Source organism: Acinetobacter sp. ANC 4636, from assembly GCF_054454555.1.
In genome coordinates, this window is sequence record NZ_JBTKVD010000001.1 from 408479 (window position 1) to 427456 (window position 18978).

General features: G+C 39.0%; 13 protein-coding genes and 1 pseudogene. 7 read left to right on the plus strand and 7 right to left on the minus strand.

Going from position 1 to position 18978, the window contains the following annotated elements; genetic code table 11:
- Positions 1–92: 92 nt before the first annotated feature.
- Positions 93–935, minus strand: coding sequence for a universal stress protein (locus tag ACX1N5_RS01960; RefSeq protein ID WP_458802172.1), 843 nt, complete (start codon positions 933–935; stop codon positions 93–95).
- Positions 936–1217: 282 nt separating this feature from the next.
- On the opposite strand from ACX1N5_RS01960, the gene ACX1N5_RS01965 reads away from it, so the two are divergent.
- Entirely contained in the window at positions 1218–1643 is a 426-nt protein-coding gene (locus ACX1N5_RS01965; protein WP_131380633.1) for an EamA family transporter, read from the plus strand.
- A gap of 244 nt (positions 1644–1887) precedes the next feature.
- Here ACX1N5_RS01965 and ACX1N5_RS01970 read toward each other — a convergent pair whose 3' ends face one another.
- Positions 1888–4935: a diguanylate cyclase gene (locus tag ACX1N5_RS01970; RefSeq protein ID WP_458802170.1), complete on the minus strand. Its 3048-nt coding sequence runs from the start codon at positions 4933–4935 to the stop codon at positions 1888–1890.
- 262 nt (positions 4936–5197) lie between these two features.
- Positions 5198–7765 carry a bifunctional diguanylate cyclase/phosphodiesterase gene (locus tag ACX1N5_RS01975; RefSeq protein ID WP_458802168.1) on the minus strand — a complete coding sequence of 856 codons (2568 nt, stop codon included), beginning with the start codon at positions 7763–7765 and terminating at the stop codon, positions 5198–5200.
- Positions 7766–8911: 1146 nt separating this feature from the next.
- On the opposite strand from ACX1N5_RS01975, the pseudogene ACX1N5_RS01980 reads away from it, so the two are divergent.
- Positions 8912–9178 (plus strand): annotated as a pseudogene (locus ACX1N5_RS01980) (SPOR domain-containing protein); the annotation flags it as partial.
- A 48-nt stretch (positions 9179–9226) separates the two neighbouring features.
- On the opposite strand, the gene ACX1N5_RS01985 reads toward ACX1N5_RS01980, so the two are convergent.
- Together ACX1N5_RS01985 and ACX1N5_RS01990 are read right to left on the minus strand one after the other, a co-directional pair.
- Positions 9227–10324: a zinc-binding metallopeptidase family protein gene (locus ACX1N5_RS01985; RefSeq protein WP_458802166.1), complete on the minus strand. Its 1098-nt coding sequence runs from the start codon at positions 10322–10324 to the stop codon at positions 9227–9229.
- 21 nt (positions 10325–10345) lie between these two features.
- Positions 10346–10972 (minus strand): LysE family transporter, encoded by a 627-nt coding sequence (locus tag ACX1N5_RS01990; protein ID WP_458802164.1) that lies wholly within the window; start codon positions 10970–10972, stop codon positions 10346–10348.
- A 218-nt stretch (positions 10973–11190) separates the two neighbouring features.
- Between ACX1N5_RS01990 and ACX1N5_RS01995 the strand changes: the two genes are divergently transcribed.
- The 4 genes from ACX1N5_RS01995 to ACX1N5_RS02010 are packed head-to-tail and all read left to right on the plus strand — an operon-like array spanning position 11191 to position 14143.
- A complete protein-coding gene (locus ACX1N5_RS01995; RefSeq protein WP_458802287.1) occupies positions 11191–11970 on the plus strand; it encodes a HesA/MoeB/ThiF family protein in 780 nt (259 codons plus the stop codon).
- A gap of 54 nt (positions 11971–12024) precedes the next feature.
- Positions 12025–13320 (plus strand): ABC1 kinase family protein, encoded by a 1296-nt coding sequence (locus ACX1N5_RS02000; RefSeq protein WP_131380621.1) that lies wholly within the window; start codon positions 12025–12027, stop codon positions 13318–13320.
- 15 nt (positions 13321–13335) lie between these two features.
- Positions 13336–13716 (plus strand): dihydroneopterin aldolase, encoded by a 381-nt coding sequence (gene folB, locus ACX1N5_RS02005; protein ID WP_458802162.1) that lies wholly within the window; start codon positions 13336–13338, stop codon positions 13714–13716.
- The gene (locus ACX1N5_RS02010) at positions 13673–14143 is read left to right on the plus strand and encodes a 2-amino-4-hydroxy-6-hydroxymethyldihydropteridine diphosphokinase (RefSeq protein ID WP_458802160.1); all 471 of its coding nucleotides are present in this window, start codon (positions 13673–13675) and stop codon (positions 14141–14143) included. The genes folB and ACX1N5_RS02010 overlap by 44 nt, the downstream gene beginning before the upstream one ends.
- Positions 14144–14201: 58 nt before the next feature.
- Here ACX1N5_RS02010 and coq7 read toward each other — a convergent pair whose 3' ends face one another.
- Both coq7 and ACX1N5_RS02020 read right to left on the minus strand, forming a co-directional pair.
- The gene (gene coq7 / locus ACX1N5_RS02015; RefSeq protein ID WP_131380617.1) at positions 14202–14837 is read right to left on the minus strand and encodes a 2-polyprenyl-3-methyl-6-methoxy-1,4-benzoquinone monooxygenase; all 636 of its coding nucleotides are present in this window, start codon (positions 14835–14837) and stop codon (positions 14202–14204) included.
- Between the two features lie 3 nt (positions 14838–14840).
- Positions 14841–16157 carry an MFS transporter gene (locus ACX1N5_RS02020; protein ID WP_131380615.1) on the minus strand — a complete coding sequence of 439 codons (1317 nt, stop codon included), beginning with the start codon at positions 16155–16157 and terminating at the stop codon, positions 14841–14843.
- Between the two features lie 141 nt (positions 16158–16298).
- Here ACX1N5_RS02020 and ACX1N5_RS02025 point away from each other — a divergent pair, with 141 nt between their 5' ends.
- On the plus strand, positions 16299–18968 hold the full coding sequence (locus ACX1N5_RS02025; RefSeq protein WP_458802157.1) for an autotransporter assembly complex protein TamA: 2670 nt from the start codon (positions 16299–16301) through the stop codon (positions 18966–18968).
- Positions 18969–18978: the final 10 nt, after the last annotated feature.

The window sequence follows — 18978 nt, forward strand, 5'->3', positions numbered from 1 at the left end:
ATTTTTTTATATAAAAATAAATAGCTTAAGTATTCTGTCCATAGAGTTATCCACAGATTATGCGGATAACTATGGACAACTTTTTCAAAAAACTATTTGGCGACAATGAGCGGCACATTTAAGTTTCGGAAAATGGTGGTGGTAATACTGCCCAAGAAAAATTGATGAATTTTGCTGTGACTAAATGCGCCAAGTAAAACCAATTGAATGCCATGCTGGCGCTGATATTCCATGATGCTTTCGGCGACATCGCCATAACGTGCTTCAACCACGACATCTAAACCTTGTGCTTTGAGGAAATGTTCAGGTTCTTTAAGCACTTCAGGATGATCACCAACATAAAGCAAGTGACATTGAAGTTGGCGTAGTAAATCGCTTTCGGCAATACGATGCATCATTTTTAAACAGGTTGGTGAATATTCATAAGCAAAGATGAATCGGGTGGGTACTTTAAAATGATCACCAATCGTCATGATGGTACATTTTGCCCCACGGATAAAGTTTTCAACATTGCTTCCAATTGCTTTATTTTTTTCAGCAGCGCGTTCCCCAACTCGACCAATAATTGCAATATCATCTTCTTTTAAAATATTGAAGCTTTGTTCAAGAAAGTCACCTTTTTCCTGAATAATACTGACATCAATGTCATGTTTTTCTTTAATCATGTTGGAGATGTGATTCAAGAGATTATTGCTGTAGTTGACAGCAAGCTCACTTTGTTTTTGTTCAAGTTCAGCAAGTTCTTTGAGCAACATGGCATTGCTTTCAAACCCGATGACACCACTGATTTCCCCTAAGTGATAGCTGGCTGGATAGTAATCCAAAATTTGTAATAGTACCAATTCTCGATGTGTCTGCTTCGCGACCCATGCCGCAGCATCTGCAATGGCATTGATACACGGTGAAGAATCTATACAAGCAATCACACGTTTCATTATAGCCTCTCTTTGAGTTGACACTCTTAGGTCTAATTCTTGGTTTTACTGTAGCACAAGTTGTTGATGCTGCAAGTTACAGATATCGCAATTTAGCTTACCTTCATAAAATTACAGAAAATATTCTGATTATTTCGTAACAATAATTTATCTCTTATCGTATTTAAACCATAAGGAAATTTGAGAGTATGCCAAAAGCTAATACCTGATACTTTGCCAAGCCTGACTTAAGTTTGATGATGTATGCTGAATCGGTTGAAACACAATGTAGAGAGGCGATTGATGTTATCGAATTGGTTATTTTGGGCAATTTTGTCTGCGAGTTTTGCTGCATTAACTGCAATTTTTGCCAAAGTTGGGCTACAAGGTGTAGATTCGGATTTTGCCACTCTGATTCGTACTATTTTGATTGTGCTGATTTTACTGGCATGGGTGAGTTTTTTAGGAAAATGGCAGAACCCATTGTGGCTGAGTGGGAAAACGTGGTTGTTTCTCAGCCTTTCTGCTGTGGCGACAGGCGCATCTTGGTTATGTTATTTTCGTGCTTTGCAAATGGGGCATGCCTCTCAGGTGGCACCAGTTGATAAACTGAGTGTGGTGTTGGTTGCAATTTTTGCCGTTATATTTTTGGGAGAACGTCCAAGCGGGCAAGAATATGCAGGTATTGCACTGATTACAACGGGCGTATTAATGATTGCACTAAAATAACTATAGAATTTTGCTATGGCTGCTTTCGTAATTGATTTCGGCTTTCTGCGTTTAAAATAGATAAATACCTGTTTCGAGACATGAATTATACTTCGAATATAAGATGACAATTTGGTTTCGATCAGAGTATTTTACCAGTGTGCTGATATGGCTGGATTTTTTTACAACCTGATAGAAAGTAAAGATAAAATTATAAAAACAATCATCTTTTTCTCTTAATGTTTAATAGGTCCTAGTCTCCTAGCTATATTTTTTTACTATTTTTCGGCATGCTTTCCTGCCATAAAGTTGAACGGTTCCGACCATTTCGTTTTGAAAAATATAGGGCGCTATCTGCACGTTCCAGACTATTTTCAATTGAGTTTTCAGGCTGTTTAATGATGTAAATACCCAAGCTGACTGTAAAGTTAATCATGCCAAGATTCACAACAGTGGCGGGGTTAGACATGATCATTTCTCTGAAAAATTCTGCACACTCAAAGGCTTTTGTTGTATTTGTATTTGAGAGTAAAATCACAAATTCCTCACCGCCCAATCGCCCAAGTAAGTCATTTTTCCCTAATTGTTTTGACAGCACATTGACCAAATGCTTGAGAACTAAGTCACCAATCGCATGTCCATACGTATCATTAACAGTTTTAAAGTGGTCAATATCAATCATGATCAGGGCAGAGGAAGTGGTAAGACCTTTTGAAATGTCCTCAAGTTCAATCGCTAAACGGTTGATAAATGCGCGGCGATTACTGATTCCTGTGAGTGCATCGGTTGACGCCAGTATTTCAAGTTGTGACTCTCGCTCTTTTTGTGGAGTGATATCATGGAAAATCCAGCATTGCCCAAGAAAATGGCATGAGTTGATTAAAGATAGGTTTTCAATTTCGAGATAACGACCATCGGTTAGCATAATGGTTTTTTTGAAATTCTCATCTCGATCATTGTGTGTGAGGTTGAGGTGATATCCAGTCACGCGATAGAGGGTTTTTTCAAGCTCATGTGTAGGCAGCTCGATGAGCTCATTTAATGACAAATCAAGTTGTAAGGTTGAAATCAGCATCTGATTCGCTGCAACAGTATGGTGTCGTTCTCCGATACTAGTATCAACAACCAGAATTCCTGAAGGAAATTGTTCAACGAGTGCTTCAAGACGTTGCTGGGTTTTCGCTAAATCAGATTCCGCACGATGGCGGGCATCGACATCATTGAGCGTCCAGATTGCGTTTCCCGAATGGTCTTCGGGGTCGAGTAAAGCCCCTTGAATATCAAACCAGTTTAACGTGCTGTTATACATATACAGAGGCCATTCGTCACGAACGTAACCTGTTTGTTGCACGATGTTGAATAATTCAATTAATTTCTCATTGGTATTGTCATCTTTATGTAGATCACTAAAGCTAATTTGCGTTTTTTGTTCGCCATAGGGTAAATGAAAAATTTTGGCTGCTCGTTCATTGGCATACAAAATTTCATGTTTGGCACTTGTGACGACAATCAGAGAGTTACTACGATCCAGTACAGCTTTGACCAAGTGTGAATGTTCAACTCGCTTTTGAATATCTGTGTATGTTCCTAACATTTTAGTGGGTGAAGATGATGCATCTCGTTGGGTAACTTTCCCTCGAAGTTCCACCCATAACCATCTACCATCCGCTGTTTTTAAACGAGCTTCAATACGAAATTCATGCTCATACTTTAAATGTTGAGAAAGCTGCTGCATAAAGATTTCGCGATCTTGTGGATGCAGAAAAATGTTGAGAAAATCTTCAAAAGACAGTTTGAATGCGTTATGTGCATATCCCAGCATTTCATAGCAGCGTTTATCCCATTCCAATTCATCGGTAATGTAGTTCCATTGCCATAAACCGTCTTGTACTGCCATAAATGTCAGGCGTAGATGTTCTTCTTTTTGCCGTAATGTTTCCTGTAATATCTCATCTTGAGTAATATCAAGGATATAACCATGCCATAAAATACCGTGATCTTCTTCGATTTGGGCTTTGGCGTGGTTGCGTAGCCAGCGAATAGAACCACCTGGGCAAATCACCCGATATTTCACATCCCACTCTTTTTGGTTATGTAAACTATCACCAATTACAGTGTACAGATGAGTGATATCTTCGGGATGAATGCATTCGGTCAAATACTCCAGTTTAAAATTTTGCTCTGAAAAAGGCTGAATATTATGTAATTCAAAGAAACTCGGATTGGTAAAAGGCAATGATAAAGAGCCATCGGGATGAATACATACTTGAAAGAGCCCACCTGGAACTTCATTTGCCAAATACATAAAATGACGTCTTTGTTGTACCAGCATGGCGAGGTTACGTTGTCGCTGTAAGGCGAGCCACGCACTAATCAACACAATCACCAATAATAAGCCTGTACCAATGAGGTTGTAGGTCAGATTGCGCTGGTAAGCATTGTCTAAAGCAGCAAAGGTATGCTGTCTTTCAATTCCTGAGCTGATAATCAGAGGAAAGCCATCAACTCGCTTCCAGGCATACATGCGTTGTAACTGGTCAGGGCCAGTTTTTGCTTCATAAGAACCATTTTGTACATTATTTCGAAATAGTTTAAGCCGCTCTTTGGGAAGTGTTTTTCCTAAAACTTTATCTTGATACTGTGAGCGAGCTAAATAAGTTCCATCTTCACGTGCCAGCAAAATGACATCGATAGGATTATCAAAAATATTTTGGAAATATTGTGAAATGTAGTTTGGAGATAACGATAAAATCATCACGCCAATAAATTTATGGTTACGATACAGTGGTTTGGTTAACTGGATTGACCATTGATTGGAAAACTTTTCTTTGATTGGCGAGCTAATATAGAAATCAATTTTTTGATGTAAATGAACCTGAAAATATTCATGATCTGTAATATACATCGCATTTTTATCATTTTTAATTTGTTTTATATTGGAATAAATCAGTTTGCCTTGAGCATCGGCAATCGAAATTTGAGTGATAGAGCCTCGCGGATAGCTATGGCTAACATTGTAAATTGCACGTTGAAATGCTGCATTATTCTGCAATTCATAATTATTTTTCATGTCAATCATGCTGTAGTTCAAACCTGTAAACAATGTTTGGACTTGAACAGAAACAGCATTGGAGATTTGACGTACCCGAATCCAAGCCTGCTGCTCAGTTTGCTGATAAAGGGTACGTTGCGTGTTAAAAAAAATGATCCAGTAAATTACAATTGCAAAAATAACAAAACCAGTGCTTGCCAAAATAATAAAGGAGGCAGGTGTCAGGTTTTCACGCCACAAGCTTTTTGAAGGAGAAGGCATATATTCCTACATTTTAAATCTATATTTGAGAAACGCTCAAAATTTTTTATTTACTTAAATTTTAAATAATCAAAAGAGGGTGAGAAAAAAATCTCTCTTTATGACTATGAAAAACTGTAATATTTAATCGATCACAAGCTAATTTATTGATTTTCATCAAGCAATTTTATTTTTCTTGTGCCTTATTGAAATAGGTTTCAATCTTGCTCGGCGAGAAAAATAAAATAGGTATAAACCATGATGAAAGAAGTCTAATAAGCATCTATTTTTTGTTAGACAAATTCCATTTATCTAACCAAGTTTCAAAGGCAGAAGCAGACAGTGGGCGAGAAAATAAATAACCTTGAGCAACTGAATATCCCTGTTGATATAAAATTTGGTGTTGTTCTGGTGTTTCAACGCCTTCGGCGATAATCGTTAACTTTAGAGTTTTAGCGATACTTAAAATAGCCTGACTTAAAGCTTGAGCAACTTCATCATATTCAAGGTCTGCCACAAAGCTGCGATCAAGTTTAAATTCTGAAATAGGTAGGCGGCGCAAGTAACTTAAACTTGAATAGCCCGTACCAAAATCGTCCATCGAAAGATGTACGCCTAAGTGATGAATGTCATGGATGATTTTTGTAGTACATGGATGACTATCCAATAAAACATTTTCCGTAAGTTCTATGGTTAAATCCTGTGGTTGTAAACCATGCAGCCGTAAAATTTCTGCAAGAGTATTTGGAAGTTTTATACAGTGAAAGCTGGTCGGCGATAGGTTTACCGAAACACATGGAACATTCAGACCCTTCATACGCCACTCTGTAAGTTGGCGACAAGCTTCTTGAATCACCCAATAGCCAAATTCGGTAATTAAACCACTTTCTTCTGCAATTGAAATAAAACGCTCTGGTGAGATTTCACCAAGTTCAGGGTGAGTCCAGCGAGCCAATGCTTCGATGCCGTATAGCTCGCCTGTTACCAAATCAATTTGTGGTTGATAATGCAGGTTTAATTCATGATTGAAGAGCGCATGGCGAAGGTCTCTTTCCAGTTTGAGATGACCTTGCAATAATTCGTTCATTTCATGACTAAAAAAACAGAACTGATTTCGCCCACTATTTTTTGCCTGATCCATCGCAATATCTGCACGATGTAGCAGATCTTCAATGTTATGACCATCATCTGGGAACATCGCAATCCCGATACTGGCACTTATAGTTAGCGTAATAGAGTTCTGAATCTTCATGGGTTTAGCTAAATGAAGTTGTAACTCTTCAATCACAATTTGTGCTTGCTGATGGTTACTTTCGGGCAAGATAATGACAAATTCATCACTTGATATTCGTCCAATAATATCATTACTGCCTAAATTTCTTTTTAAGAGTTCAGCAACCTGACACAATAATTCATCCCCAACAAAATGCCCATATGAATCATTGATTATTTTGAATCGATCAAGATCAACATATAAAACAGCGATAGGCGTATTATTCCGAATGCTTGAAGCAATGAGCTGATCAGCCTTGCTCAGCAATAAACTGCGATTGGGCAAACCTGTCAATTCATCATAAAAAGCCAATTGCTGAATGCGCTGTTTAGTCTTTTCGCGCTCAAATGCCAATGAACAAAGATTGCTACAAGCATTGATAATCTGTTGGTGAAAACTCTCCAGCTCTAAATTTCGTGGCTGTTTAAAATAGAAAGCAAAAGTACCAATCACTTGATGCTGATTGTTAAAAACGGGTGTTGACCAACATGCAGTATGCTCAAAAGGATGCATAGCATCACGATAATGGTCCCATAAAGGGTCTGTTGCAATATCATCTACAATCACAGGTTTGCCACGCCAAGCTGCTGTACCACATGAGCCAACACTAGGGCCAATACGCAAATTGTTAATGATTTGACCATAATGCGCTGGTAAATTGGGTGCAGAGATAGGATGCAATAATCCTTGTGTATCGACTTCTACAATGGATGCTGTAATTTCTGGTGCAAGCAATTCAACTTCATTACAAATAATATCGAGAATATTGGAAAGGGATGATTCTTTAGATATTGCTTCTAAAACTTTGTGTTGCAATGTTTCACGTAACTTAGTGATGGAAATATCCGAAAAGGTGATAATCGTATATTTTCGGTTATTATCTGGATCAAGGATTGGTTTTTTTATAATTTTTGCCCAGTAACGTCGATTTTTTGCAACAACCAACTCTTCATCTATCTGTGTATTGTTTTTATTTAACTCACTGGTCTGCGGTTGATGCGTAAATAAAGAGAATGGGCTTTTATCTAAAATCTCATGTTTTTCCCAGCCAAACATACGGTTAAAACCTTTATTACAGTATACAATTCGAGAAGAACTATCTGTAATGAGAACCGCTGTATCATTAATATCTGCTGCAAGTGATAGATGGTCCAAATACAGTTGCTGTTCTCGCTCATGCTGTAAGCGGGCACTGATATCTGTCGCAATTTTTAAAATTTGAATCACTGTTCCATCTTGATTTAACACAGGGGTATAGGTCGCTTCAAGCCAACAGCTGCTATTATCCCCCCGAATCCGTTCAACAAAACCTGAATAGGGAATACCTTGGCATAAGGATAACCAAAAAGTATCGTAATCTTCTGTTTCTACAAAAGAAGCAGGGCAAAAACTACGATGAATACGTCCAATTGCCTGACTTTCAGTCATACGAAATAAAGATAGATAGTTTTTATTCGCCCATTGCAAAACTCCATCTGGAGAAAACTCAGCAATAGCAATAGTTTTTTCTAATGCTGCGAGTTGTAAAGTTGGTGTTGCTGTCCGCTTTGCTGAAGTCAGCTTAACTTTATCTGTCATTATACTTTTTCCAAAGCATAGGAATTAATCTTAGGTTCTGATTATCAACAATTTAATCATTTATTTTTTATGAATTGGGATACTCCAAGTGTTATGCCAGATCAGTGGATTAGGCTCCTCTCACTATTGTTTAGCTTTTTTTCTCACTGAGCAAACAAAATTGAAATATATTTCAATGAAGTCCAAGAGAAATAAAATGGACTTATGAAACAAATCGATTAATTCGTTCCTATGGCTAGAATGTGATAAAAACTATTCACCTCTATTTATATTATACAAGATGCTAAAATTTGCAAAAAAATTCCACGACTCATGGTCATTTTTATCTAGACCTAAAAAATGCAGTGATCGATTGAGGTGTAATGGAGTTGATGTTGGTAACAGTACGCGAGTACTCAGTTAAAAGAACGCTTTATATTGAGATTGTATTTTTCTATCAAACTTATTTTTGAGAAAAGTTTTTACGCACATGTCTTCCTTGCTCAATAAAAAGACCATTTCACTATAATGTAATAAAAAATCTGTATTTTTTATCGATTTTGCAATCGAAATGACTTTGTTTTAGCCGCTGTGTTTTTTAACTACTTTAAATGGAATTTGTTTATATAATTGATTTTTATTTATTTTTTATGATTAATATTTTATGGCAATGTTTGCATGAAGAAAACCATGTTAAAAATATGAGTATAAAATATACAAATAAAAATAAAAGACTCATCTAACATGGATTGATTGTTGAAATATGAAATATTTTTTACTAAATGGTTTGGGTATTTTTTATAAAAAACATATAGATAACTTATATTTTTTGATATATTTTGAATTGTTTTTAAAATGTATCTTTTTTGTATATAATAATTAAAAACGTGAACCAAGTAACACTTTATGAAAAAAATATATATTTCTATGCTTGCTATGGTTTTTTCTGCAAACTGTTTTGCAGCAGCAAACTTAGAAAAAGAAAATATGTACTGTTTCTCCTTACCACAAAAACAAGGTGTTTATGTGTGTAAACCATGGTCAGAATGGGCAGCAACTCCAGCTGGCAGTAAAGTGCAAACTGAGACAATTGAAGATTTAAATACTGCCTTAGAGGCAGCCACAGCCCCTGTGCTCGCTAAAAATAAGCGCTTAACCAGTGCAGAAGCCCGTAATCTACTCGAACATGGTGACAAAACCTGGATGATTCAGATTGCACTGGCTGCCAATGAAGCCAATGCAGACAGTATCGTATCTAAATTAAAAGCTAAAGGTTATCCTACTAAGAAAAGTATGACATCGAAAGGTGTTCGAGTGATGGTCGGGCCAAATGACTACCAGACGGCTAGTGAATTAAAAAAGAAAATTCAAGGTGATAATAGCTTAGGTGCGAAATCGGCATGGTTATTTAATTGGGGAACATCTTTGCAATAATTGCTATTTATTTTAAACGTATTTTTGCTCGGTTAACCTCAAGGCTTTTTATACTTTATGTGTGTTTTGATGAGTGAAAATTCGTTGATGGATATCGAGCAGACTACGATGAATAAAGTGCAATTTCTTCAGCACAATTCCAGAAAGAGTAAATGGGTAAGCATCTTCTTGTCCGATGCTTCGATTTAAGCCATTTAAAATATACGTTAATGCAAACCAGTTGCTTAAAGTATGTTCAAAGTCCTGAGACAATAATGGTGGTTCTTTAAAATGGATATCTGGGTCAATTGCATGTTGCCCCTGCATTTTCAGACCTGCATGATAAGCTGTATCGAGCGTGTCCATCATATGTAAATAATGTGCCCATGTTTCTGCCCAATCTTCCCAAGGATGCGTACAGGCATATCGACTGACATAAAAATCTGACCAGTTTTTGGCTGGTCCATGTTCATAATACTGCTCAAGTGCTTGAGCATAATCCTGACGCTCATCACCGAAGTGTTGACGAAACTCTTCGAGCCATTCGGGGAAAAAATGCTGCATTAAGTCAAAATAATAATGCCCACTTTCATGACGAAAATGCCCAACTAAAGTCCGATAATTCTCTGCCATATCCAGTCTGGTTTTCACTCGAATCACAGTGTCGGCTTCACTGGCATCGAGTGTAATCACACCATGAGCATGACCTGTTATAACAGGTTGCCCATCGTAAGGCATTAAGAAATTAAATTGCAAACCAAGATGATCGTCAGGATGTTTTTTAGGTTTAGGGAATATTCCCAGTTGTTTGGTGAGATATAAAAAATAGCGTTTGGCGGATTCAATATGGCGCCAGTAATGTAAATTCTTTTCGACAGATAAGTCTGGAATGATATGTGTTAGCTGACAGGATTCACAGTACAGCTGATCGTATTCGGCAGGAATGACCCAGTTACATGCCTGATAAGTCGAATAATTATAACAAGGACGATAATAAAGATGATGATCTTCTGGATTCAGGTTTCGCCATGTTTGCGCATCGATTTTAGCGAAAGATCCCATGCTGTTCGTTTCGACTTGAAAGCCTAAAACTGTGGAACAGTATTGGCATACTGTATTGTGGAAAAGCACCTGATGTTTGCAATTCTCACAATAAAATACGTTCATGCCGAGATATTCCTATCAGGTTTAGATTTTTTGTCGAACCAAACTTAAAAGCATGGCAGCAACGCCATACATGGAAGCAAAAAAACGATTTACGATTTTTAACTTTTTATAAGATTGAAACATGCTTGAAGCCTTTGAAGCTAAACCCGTATAACCTAACATTACAATCACATCAATTGGAATCATGGTCAGTGCCATAATCATATATTGTTTGAACTGAGGTGCTTTAAGGTCAATAAACTGCGGGAAAATAGCCAAAAAGAATACAATGGCTTTGGGATTGCTGATATTGATTAGAAACCCTTTAAAGGTTGCCATTGGTCCTGAAAACTGCTGCTGATCTTTGTGAATCGCAATACGGTTAACAGGTGCCTTCCACTGCATATATGCCAAGTAAATTAAATATAAAACCCCAAGCCATTTCACAGCAAGAAAAATCACAGGAAAGGCGTTAAGCAACATCCCCAAACCTGTTGCTACAATCAGAATCTGAAGCAGTAGTGCCAGTTGCAAACCCAGAATATTCCAAAGTCCGCGTAAAAAGCCGTGACTTAAACCATTGCTCATAGATGCAATTGCACCCGCGCCAGGAAATAAACTAATCACCCAGCATGCAGCAAAGAAAGATAACCAGAGATGAAACGACATAACCACTGAAATCCAATGACTTAAATTGCTGTTTTACACTGTTTCAGACATGAAGAAAAGTAAAACATACACAGGAAAATTATGGCATACAGGCTTATTTATATAGAAAAGTTACATTAACTACTTGGTTTTTTGGGAGATATAGGTGAGTTTTTTTGTTTAAACAGGCTAAACTTAGCCCTCAGTTTTCAGCAAGATAAATTGGGTTATTTCTAATGATGGACCAGCAAACCGAAATCTGGCAACAGCTCAGTGATGATGAAATGCATTTTTATAGCCGACAAATATTACTAGATGGCTGGGATATTGATGCTCAGGAAAAGCTTAAACTTGCCAATGTATTACTGATTGGGGCTGGCGGACTGGGCTGTCTGACTGCGGAACTGCTTACACGGGCAGGCGTGGGTAAGCTGACAATTCTGGATGCTGATCAGATTGAAACCAGTAATTTACAGCGTCAAGTGGCATTTCAACCCCAAGATATTGGTTTTTATAAAGCAGAAACACTGGCAAAACGCTTAAAACAGATTAATCCACATATTCAGGTTGAAGCTCACAATATTCGACTCACCGAAGATAACGCAGCAGATTTTATTGCATCGCAAGATTTGGTACTCGATGGTTGTGACCAATTTGCCACGCGTTATTTGGTGAATCAGGTCTGTACTCAGTTGGCTGTGCCATTCATTAGTGCATCGGCAATTGCCTATGAAGGGCAACTGTTTATGGTCACAGCAGACTCAGCTTGTTACGAATGTATTTTCCCAAAAACCGAAAGTCAGGACGAAAGTCTGCGCTGTGCCAACTCGGGCGTGTTGGCGACCACGCCAAATGTGATGGCGAGTTTGCAAGCACATCATGCTTTGTTATATTTAGGCTTGAATTTAACACCTTTAAAACAAAAACTACTCCTTTGGAATGGTTTGACGATGCAGCAACGCATTGTTAAATTTGAAAAAGATATAAATTGTCCAAACTGTCAGGCAAGAACTGTATGACAGAAAGTTTTTTTTGCTACACTAGCCCTAGATTTGAATTGGCATGAACTGCTTATGAAAAAAAATATTCTGGTTGATAGTTTACGCTCGGTCGCTCGGATGGGGGAAACCGCAGTCGTGGCGGCAAAAGCAGGCTATAAGTATGCCACCGTAAAACCAAGCAATGCCAAGCTAATGCGAGAAACCTTTGAAGAACTGGGTTCGACTTATATTAAACTCGGACAGTTTATTGCCAGTACGCCTTCATTGTTTCCGCGTGAATTTGTAGAAGAGTTTCAGGGCTGTCTGGATCAGACGCCAAAACTTCCGTTTAGTTATATTGAAGAAGTTTTGCAACAAGAATTTGCAGATCGAAACCTGCATGATATTTTTGCTTCAATTGAAGAAATTCCGCTGGCTTCTGCATCGATTGCCCAAGTTCATGCTGCCAAACTGGTCAGCGGTGAAGATGTGGTCATTAAAGTACAGAAGCCAGGTGTCGAAACCATTTTGTATACCGACTTAAATGTCTTGCACTGGGCAACAAAAGTCTTGGAAAAAGTGGTTCCCAAAGTCAAATTTGCGTCTTTAGCCGATATTGTTGAAGAAATTAAAACGCGGATGGTGCGAGAAGTCGACTTTATCGAAGAAGCGCAAAATATTGATGATTTTGTTGAGTATTTGAATGCAACGCAGAATCGTGCAGCAACAGCACCTAAAGTTTATCATCAGTATTCAACGCGCCGTGTGCTGACCATGCAGCGTTTGTACGGTGTGCCATTGACCGATTTTGATGTGGTCAAACACTATGCCAAAGACCCGTCACAAGTGTTGATTACCGCCATGAATACATGGTTCGGTAGTCTCATGATGTGTAAGAGCTTTCATGCTGACTTGCATGCGGGTAACTTGATGTTGCTCGAAGATGGTCGTGTGGGCTTTATCGATTTTGGAATCGTTGGTCAATTAAACCCAGAAGTCTGGACGGCTTGTATGGCATTCATGGATGCCTTGCAGCATACCGATTATCACGCTATGGCAGAAAGTATGCTAAAAATGGGGATGACCAAAACTTCGGTCGATACCGCCGTACTTGCCAAAGATATTGAGCGTTTGTTTAGTGGTGTGATGTTGACTGATCCACAAAAAATCCTTTCAAGTAATCCAGCCGACTTAAATGACATTATGCTCGATATGGTTTCAATTGGTGAACGCCACGGCATTCATTTCCCGCGAGATTTTGCTTTACTATTTAAGCAAATGCTATATTTTGATCGGTTTATGCGTGTACTTGCGCCATATGTCGATATTTATGCCGATCAGCGCCTGAAAATGGTTCAGGATGTTGATGTGCCATTGCTAAAACACTAATGCTGGAAAAGATGTATGGATGCCATCATTATTGAAGGGCTAAAAGTAAATACCGTAGTCGGTTGCTTTGCTTGGGAAAGACAGATTCATCAGCCATTGATGCTGGATTTGATCATTCACCATGATTTGTCACAAGCAGCTCAGTCTGATGAACTGAATGACACGATTAATTATGCACAAATTTGCGAACTGAGTGCTGAAGTGATTCAGACGGCTCAGCCCAAGTTGATTGAACATGCGGCGCAGTTGGTGATGCAACGCCTGTTTCATGAGTTTGAAGGTATTCAAACGATTACACTCACTATTCGTAAGCCTGCGATTATCGCGCAAGCCAATTCAGTAGGAATTCGTCTTGAACGCCAAAGACACGATTTTTGCTCTCGCACTGGCGAGTAATTTTCAGCCCAAGCAACATTTAACTTGGGCAATTCAACAATTGGCTTGTTTGGGGACACTTGAGTTATCACATGTCTACCAAATTCCATGTCGAGATGGAGTTGGAGAAGATTACTTAAATTGTGCCTGTGTACTACGCTGCCATTTATCGAGTCAGGATCTGCAAGATCTGCTAAAAGACTTGGAACAGCATGCGGGGCGGGTACGACCTTCGCATAAAATCTCATTGGATATTGATCTGATTGCATGGGGTAAGCAACTTTCAGAATTACAGCTGAATCAGAAAAAAATGCCATTTGCGCCCGATGTAAAAATTCCAATGTACGAGCTGATTGCCAGTGATGATTTTAGCTATACTGAAACGGTGAATTATCCGAAAATCAGGTTGTCACTGGAGTCTACCGATTCTGCAATTGCCGCATCCTAAAGCTAAAAAGCCAAGTTATGACTTGGCTTTTTATTGGCTATAAACGACGATTTTTATATTAAATATAATAACTGGTTTTGGTCATGAGTTTAGAAATCGCAGTCATGGTAATACGTACAGGAAGTGGCAAATCAACGCCGCCTGCATGTAACGCAGTATCGCGATGATGCAGTTCATCTTCATTCATCTGTTCTAAAATTTTACGTGAACGCTCATCTTGTTGCGGTAACTGATTGAGATGATCTGTTAAATGCAAACTCACTTGACGTTCAGTTTCAGCCACAAAACCAAGGCTGTATTTGTCACCTGCAACACCTGCTGCCGCACCCATCACAAATGACAGCCCATACCACACAGGATTTAAAATACTAGGAACACTATCTAATTCTTTTAAGCGGTCTTCACACCATGCCAAGTGGTCTTGTTCTTCAATCGCTGCCTGTTCCATTTCACGACGCACATTGGGTAATTTTGCGGTTAGTGCTTGCCCATGATATAATGCTTGTGCGCAAACCTCGCCACTATGATTGACGCGCATTAAGCCCGCGACATGGCGTGCTTCACTCACTGAGAGTGGTGCTGGGTTTGTTTGTGCCGGATTGTTGCGGTGAGCAGCGGTTGCTCCAGGGACTAAACTGCGTAAACCCTGATCAAAGGACTGAATAAGACGATCAATACCTGAATAATGGCGCATAAATTAATCCTCTAAAGCATTGTTTATACCATTTAATAATGGTTTTAATTTCAATAGTAATCCAGTGCAAAAGATAGCACTAAATACAGCAGTCATGCAGAATAAAATTTGCATATCGAGCTGGAAGACACTCAAAATTAAAATGGAGAAAATAGCTGAAGCGACCATAAAAATCGCATTAAAAATATTGTTGGCAGCGACGATACGAGCGCGGTGTGATACAGGTGAATAGGCTTGCATCATGGCATAGAGGGGCACAATATAAAAACCGCCACTGATCCCAAGTAGAATAATTGCCAGCATGACATGATAATAGATCAAACCATGCGAAAAAATGTCCTGAATACTGAACAGCGTGTGATGCACTGGCAATTGATACATTGCCCATGCCAAATAAAAGGCAAAAACAGTCAGTCCAATAGCGCCTACAGGCACCATTTTAATATTGACTTCCGCTCCTCCAATTTTACGGCACAGCAACGAGCCAACACCAATCCCTACCGAAAAAAATGTAAGCAATAAACTCACCACATTTTCTGAGGCATATAGATACTTGTGGGTCAGCTCAGGAATTTGAGTAAGGTATGATGCACCATAAAACCAGTACCAGGAATTTCCCATTAATATAAGAAATATGATTTTAATATCTTTGGCATATTGAATCGTTTGCCAACTGGTACGGAAAAAATTCCAGTCAATTTTCAGTTCGGAAGCACTGACACGCTGGGTCAAAATAAAGCGGCTGGAGATATAACCCAAAATTGCAATAATCAATACAGTTAAGCATACCCAAATCAGTGTGTCATGAGAAATGGAAATGACTGCACCACCCAAAATCATACCAAATAAAATGGCAAGAGACGTTCCTGTCTGAAACAGTGCATTGCCTGACATGAGTTCATTGGTATGCAGGATTTCGGGTAAAATGGCGTATTTGATTGGACCAAAAAAAGTCGAATGTACTCCCATCAAAAACAGTGCCAGCAACAAGAGCCAGATTTGACCGAGCATAAAGCCAGCACTGCCAATTGACATAATGATGATTTCTAGGACTTTAATACCACGAACCAGTTGAGCACGTTCAAATTTGTCTGCAATTTGCCCAGCCGTTGCTGAAAATACAAAATAGGGAGAAATAAACAGTAAAGCCGCCAGATTATTTAAGGTGCTGATATTGCCCGAGCTATGTTGAATCAAACCATAGGTAATAACCAATAAGAGCGACTGCTTATAAACATTGTCATTCAATGCTCCAAAGAACTGCGTCAGAAACATTGGTAGAAAACGACGGGAGGCAAGCAAGTTTTGCGGTTTTTCCATGCATTCTGCACTCTAATTTAATGAAGAATTGTTAGTGAAGAGTATCTCATAAATAAAATCATGTATCATACTGCAGAGCTTGAGCGTAAAACTGCTTAAGTAAAAAATTGATCTTTTAAAATCACAGTGGTTGTTGTTTTTATGCATGTTTGCACACGATTTCAAAAAACAATCTTGGTCGAAAACTTACAAACAATTTTAAAAATAAATCAGATTCATAAAGTTGTGTGTGTGAGTTTACTATATGGTTTTTGCCAGCATTACGCTTGGGCTGAAGAAACGACAACCAATATAAATAATGCAAATACTGTGACAAACAGCCGTAATCTTAACACAACAGCCAGCGATACCACAGAAGACAGCATGCAGATGCTGCAACAGCAGCAACAAAATCAAAATTTGACTGATTTTAAGCCCATCAGTTTTGATGATCTAGATAAAATGCCGACAAGTAGCATTGATGCTTCTATGGCAAATGAAATTGAACGTGAAGCGGAACAAGCCAAGAAAGAAGCACAAGCCTCTCGTTCGACTTCATCAACTCCTGTAATCTCAAGCCAGCCGATTGCACAAACTGCGCAGCAGGTAACTGAGCTACAACAGTCTCCAGTCAATGTCGATGTGTTAATGCATCAGATTCAGACTGATCAAAACACGACAGTGGCTGCTGAAACTGCCAATAAAAATGCTGAAAATGATAGAGCGTTTGAACTTGCCAGTGCAAATATGGCGCAGCAAAAACCAAAAGGTTTTTTGCAAAAAGTGATCGCTAAAATTAAACCAAAGAAAGATGTAAATGCGGTGACTACTCCAAAAATTTCAGTCACTGTAAACGGTGCGCCTAAAGCTTTGCAGGATAATATAAAAAATAAACTGGAAACTTTTACTACAGAAGCTTATGCGGATTACAACTCGGCATTACCCCAACTTCGGGCGATGGCAAACCAAGCTGCTCAGGCGGTGGGATATTACAATGCCAAGTTTAAATTCAGTAAAACAGGTGCTGATCATGTAACGGTTCAGGTAACTCCAAATGAACCTGTAAAAGTGGCAACACAAAATATTGAATTTTCTGGTGCAGGGCAAAACAACCCGCAATTTCAGGTCATTCGCCTCATTCCTGATCTGGATGTGGGGAGTATTTTTAACCACGGTCTATATGAACAGACCAAAAACCGTATTAATGATGCGGCCAGTGAGAATGGTTTTTTTGATGCTTACTGGCGTTTGCATGATGTGAAGGTGCAATTACCCGACAATAAAGCAGATATTAATTTGCGTTATGAAACTGGTGAGCGCTATAAGGTTGCGAATGTCGAGTTTCGCATGAGTGACCCATCGAAACCCCTGCCACTCAAGCTCAAAGTATTGCAAAGTATGGTGCCGTGGAAAGAAGGAGATGATTATACCTTTTGGCGTGTTAATACTCTTGCAAATAATTTGACCAATTCTCGTTATTTTAACTGGAGTCTGGTTGACAGCATTAAACCTAATCCGATTGTGAAACAGCTCGAGTTAGCGCCTGATATTCAGAAGCTGGTGGATGAACAAAAGCTGCAAGAAGTCGAAGCCGTTCAGCAGTCTCAAGATAACACAACAAAACGTGCCAAATATTCCAATAAAGAAGTGACACAAAACGTTGTGGATGAAAATCAGTTTGCGGGTACAGGTCAAAACCCATCAGATGAAGTTTCGCAAAGCCAGTCTCAGCAAGTCCAGCAAAAATCTGAAAAAGAGCAGTTGCAGGATCAGGCGCGCGTAGAGAAAAAAGTACCTGTGATTGTGACTTTAAATACCGATAAATTAAATAGTGCCGAGCTAGGTGCTGGGTGGGGAACAGATACAGGTCCACGTGTCCGTGCTCAATATCGCCGTGGGATTGTGAATAGCTCAGGGCATTCTTTTGACGCCAACTTAGAAGTGTCACAGATCCGTCAGGCAATTGATACCCGTTACAGTATTCCCAATAAAGACCCTTTAAATGATTATTTTAGTTTAGTGGGTGGCTATGAGCGGGAGAAGTTTAATGGTGTAGGACCAGGCATGAGCCTGACCACAGAATCTGCCGTGATGGGTGCAGAACATTTAATCAAAAACCCAATTGGGAACTGGCAGCAAATCTACGGTTTCCGCTACCGTCTAGATCAGATTCATCAGATTGGGCAAGTGAACAGCGCTAATGTTCCAGATGCTTTCTTGCAGCCTGGATCGAATCCGCAGCAGCAGGCTTTATTGTTTGGTTATCAAATTTCTCGTACGGACAGTAATAATCCTGTGAATCCAAGTAAAGGTTTTAAGCAAACCTATAAAATTCAGTTGGGTTCAAAATCGGTTGTTTCTGATGCCAATATGGCAATTGCGAATGCAGACTGGAATTTTATTTATTCTATAGGGAAAAATTATGATCACCAGTTTGTCGGTGGTTTGCATTTAGGCTACATTTTTACTGATGATTTTGCTAATGTGCCATATAACCTACGTTTCTTTGCTGGTGGGGATCAAAGCGTTCGTGGTTTTGACTACAAGAGCCTCTCTCCAACTGAAAATGGTTACAAGATTGGCGGGCAAGCACTGGCTGTGGGATCTTTAGAATATAACTATCAATTTAAAGAAGGTTGGCGTGCTGCGATTTTCTCTGATGTAGGGAATGCCTATGACAAGCGTTTTTCAAATTCAACTGCATATAGCATGGGCTTGGGAATTCGTTGGCAGTCACCGATTGGCCCAATTCGCTTAGATGTGGCTTCGGGGCTTTCTGACCCAAATCATCCGATTCGTTTACATTTCTTTATTGGTTCACAATTACAATAAGGCTTTTCAA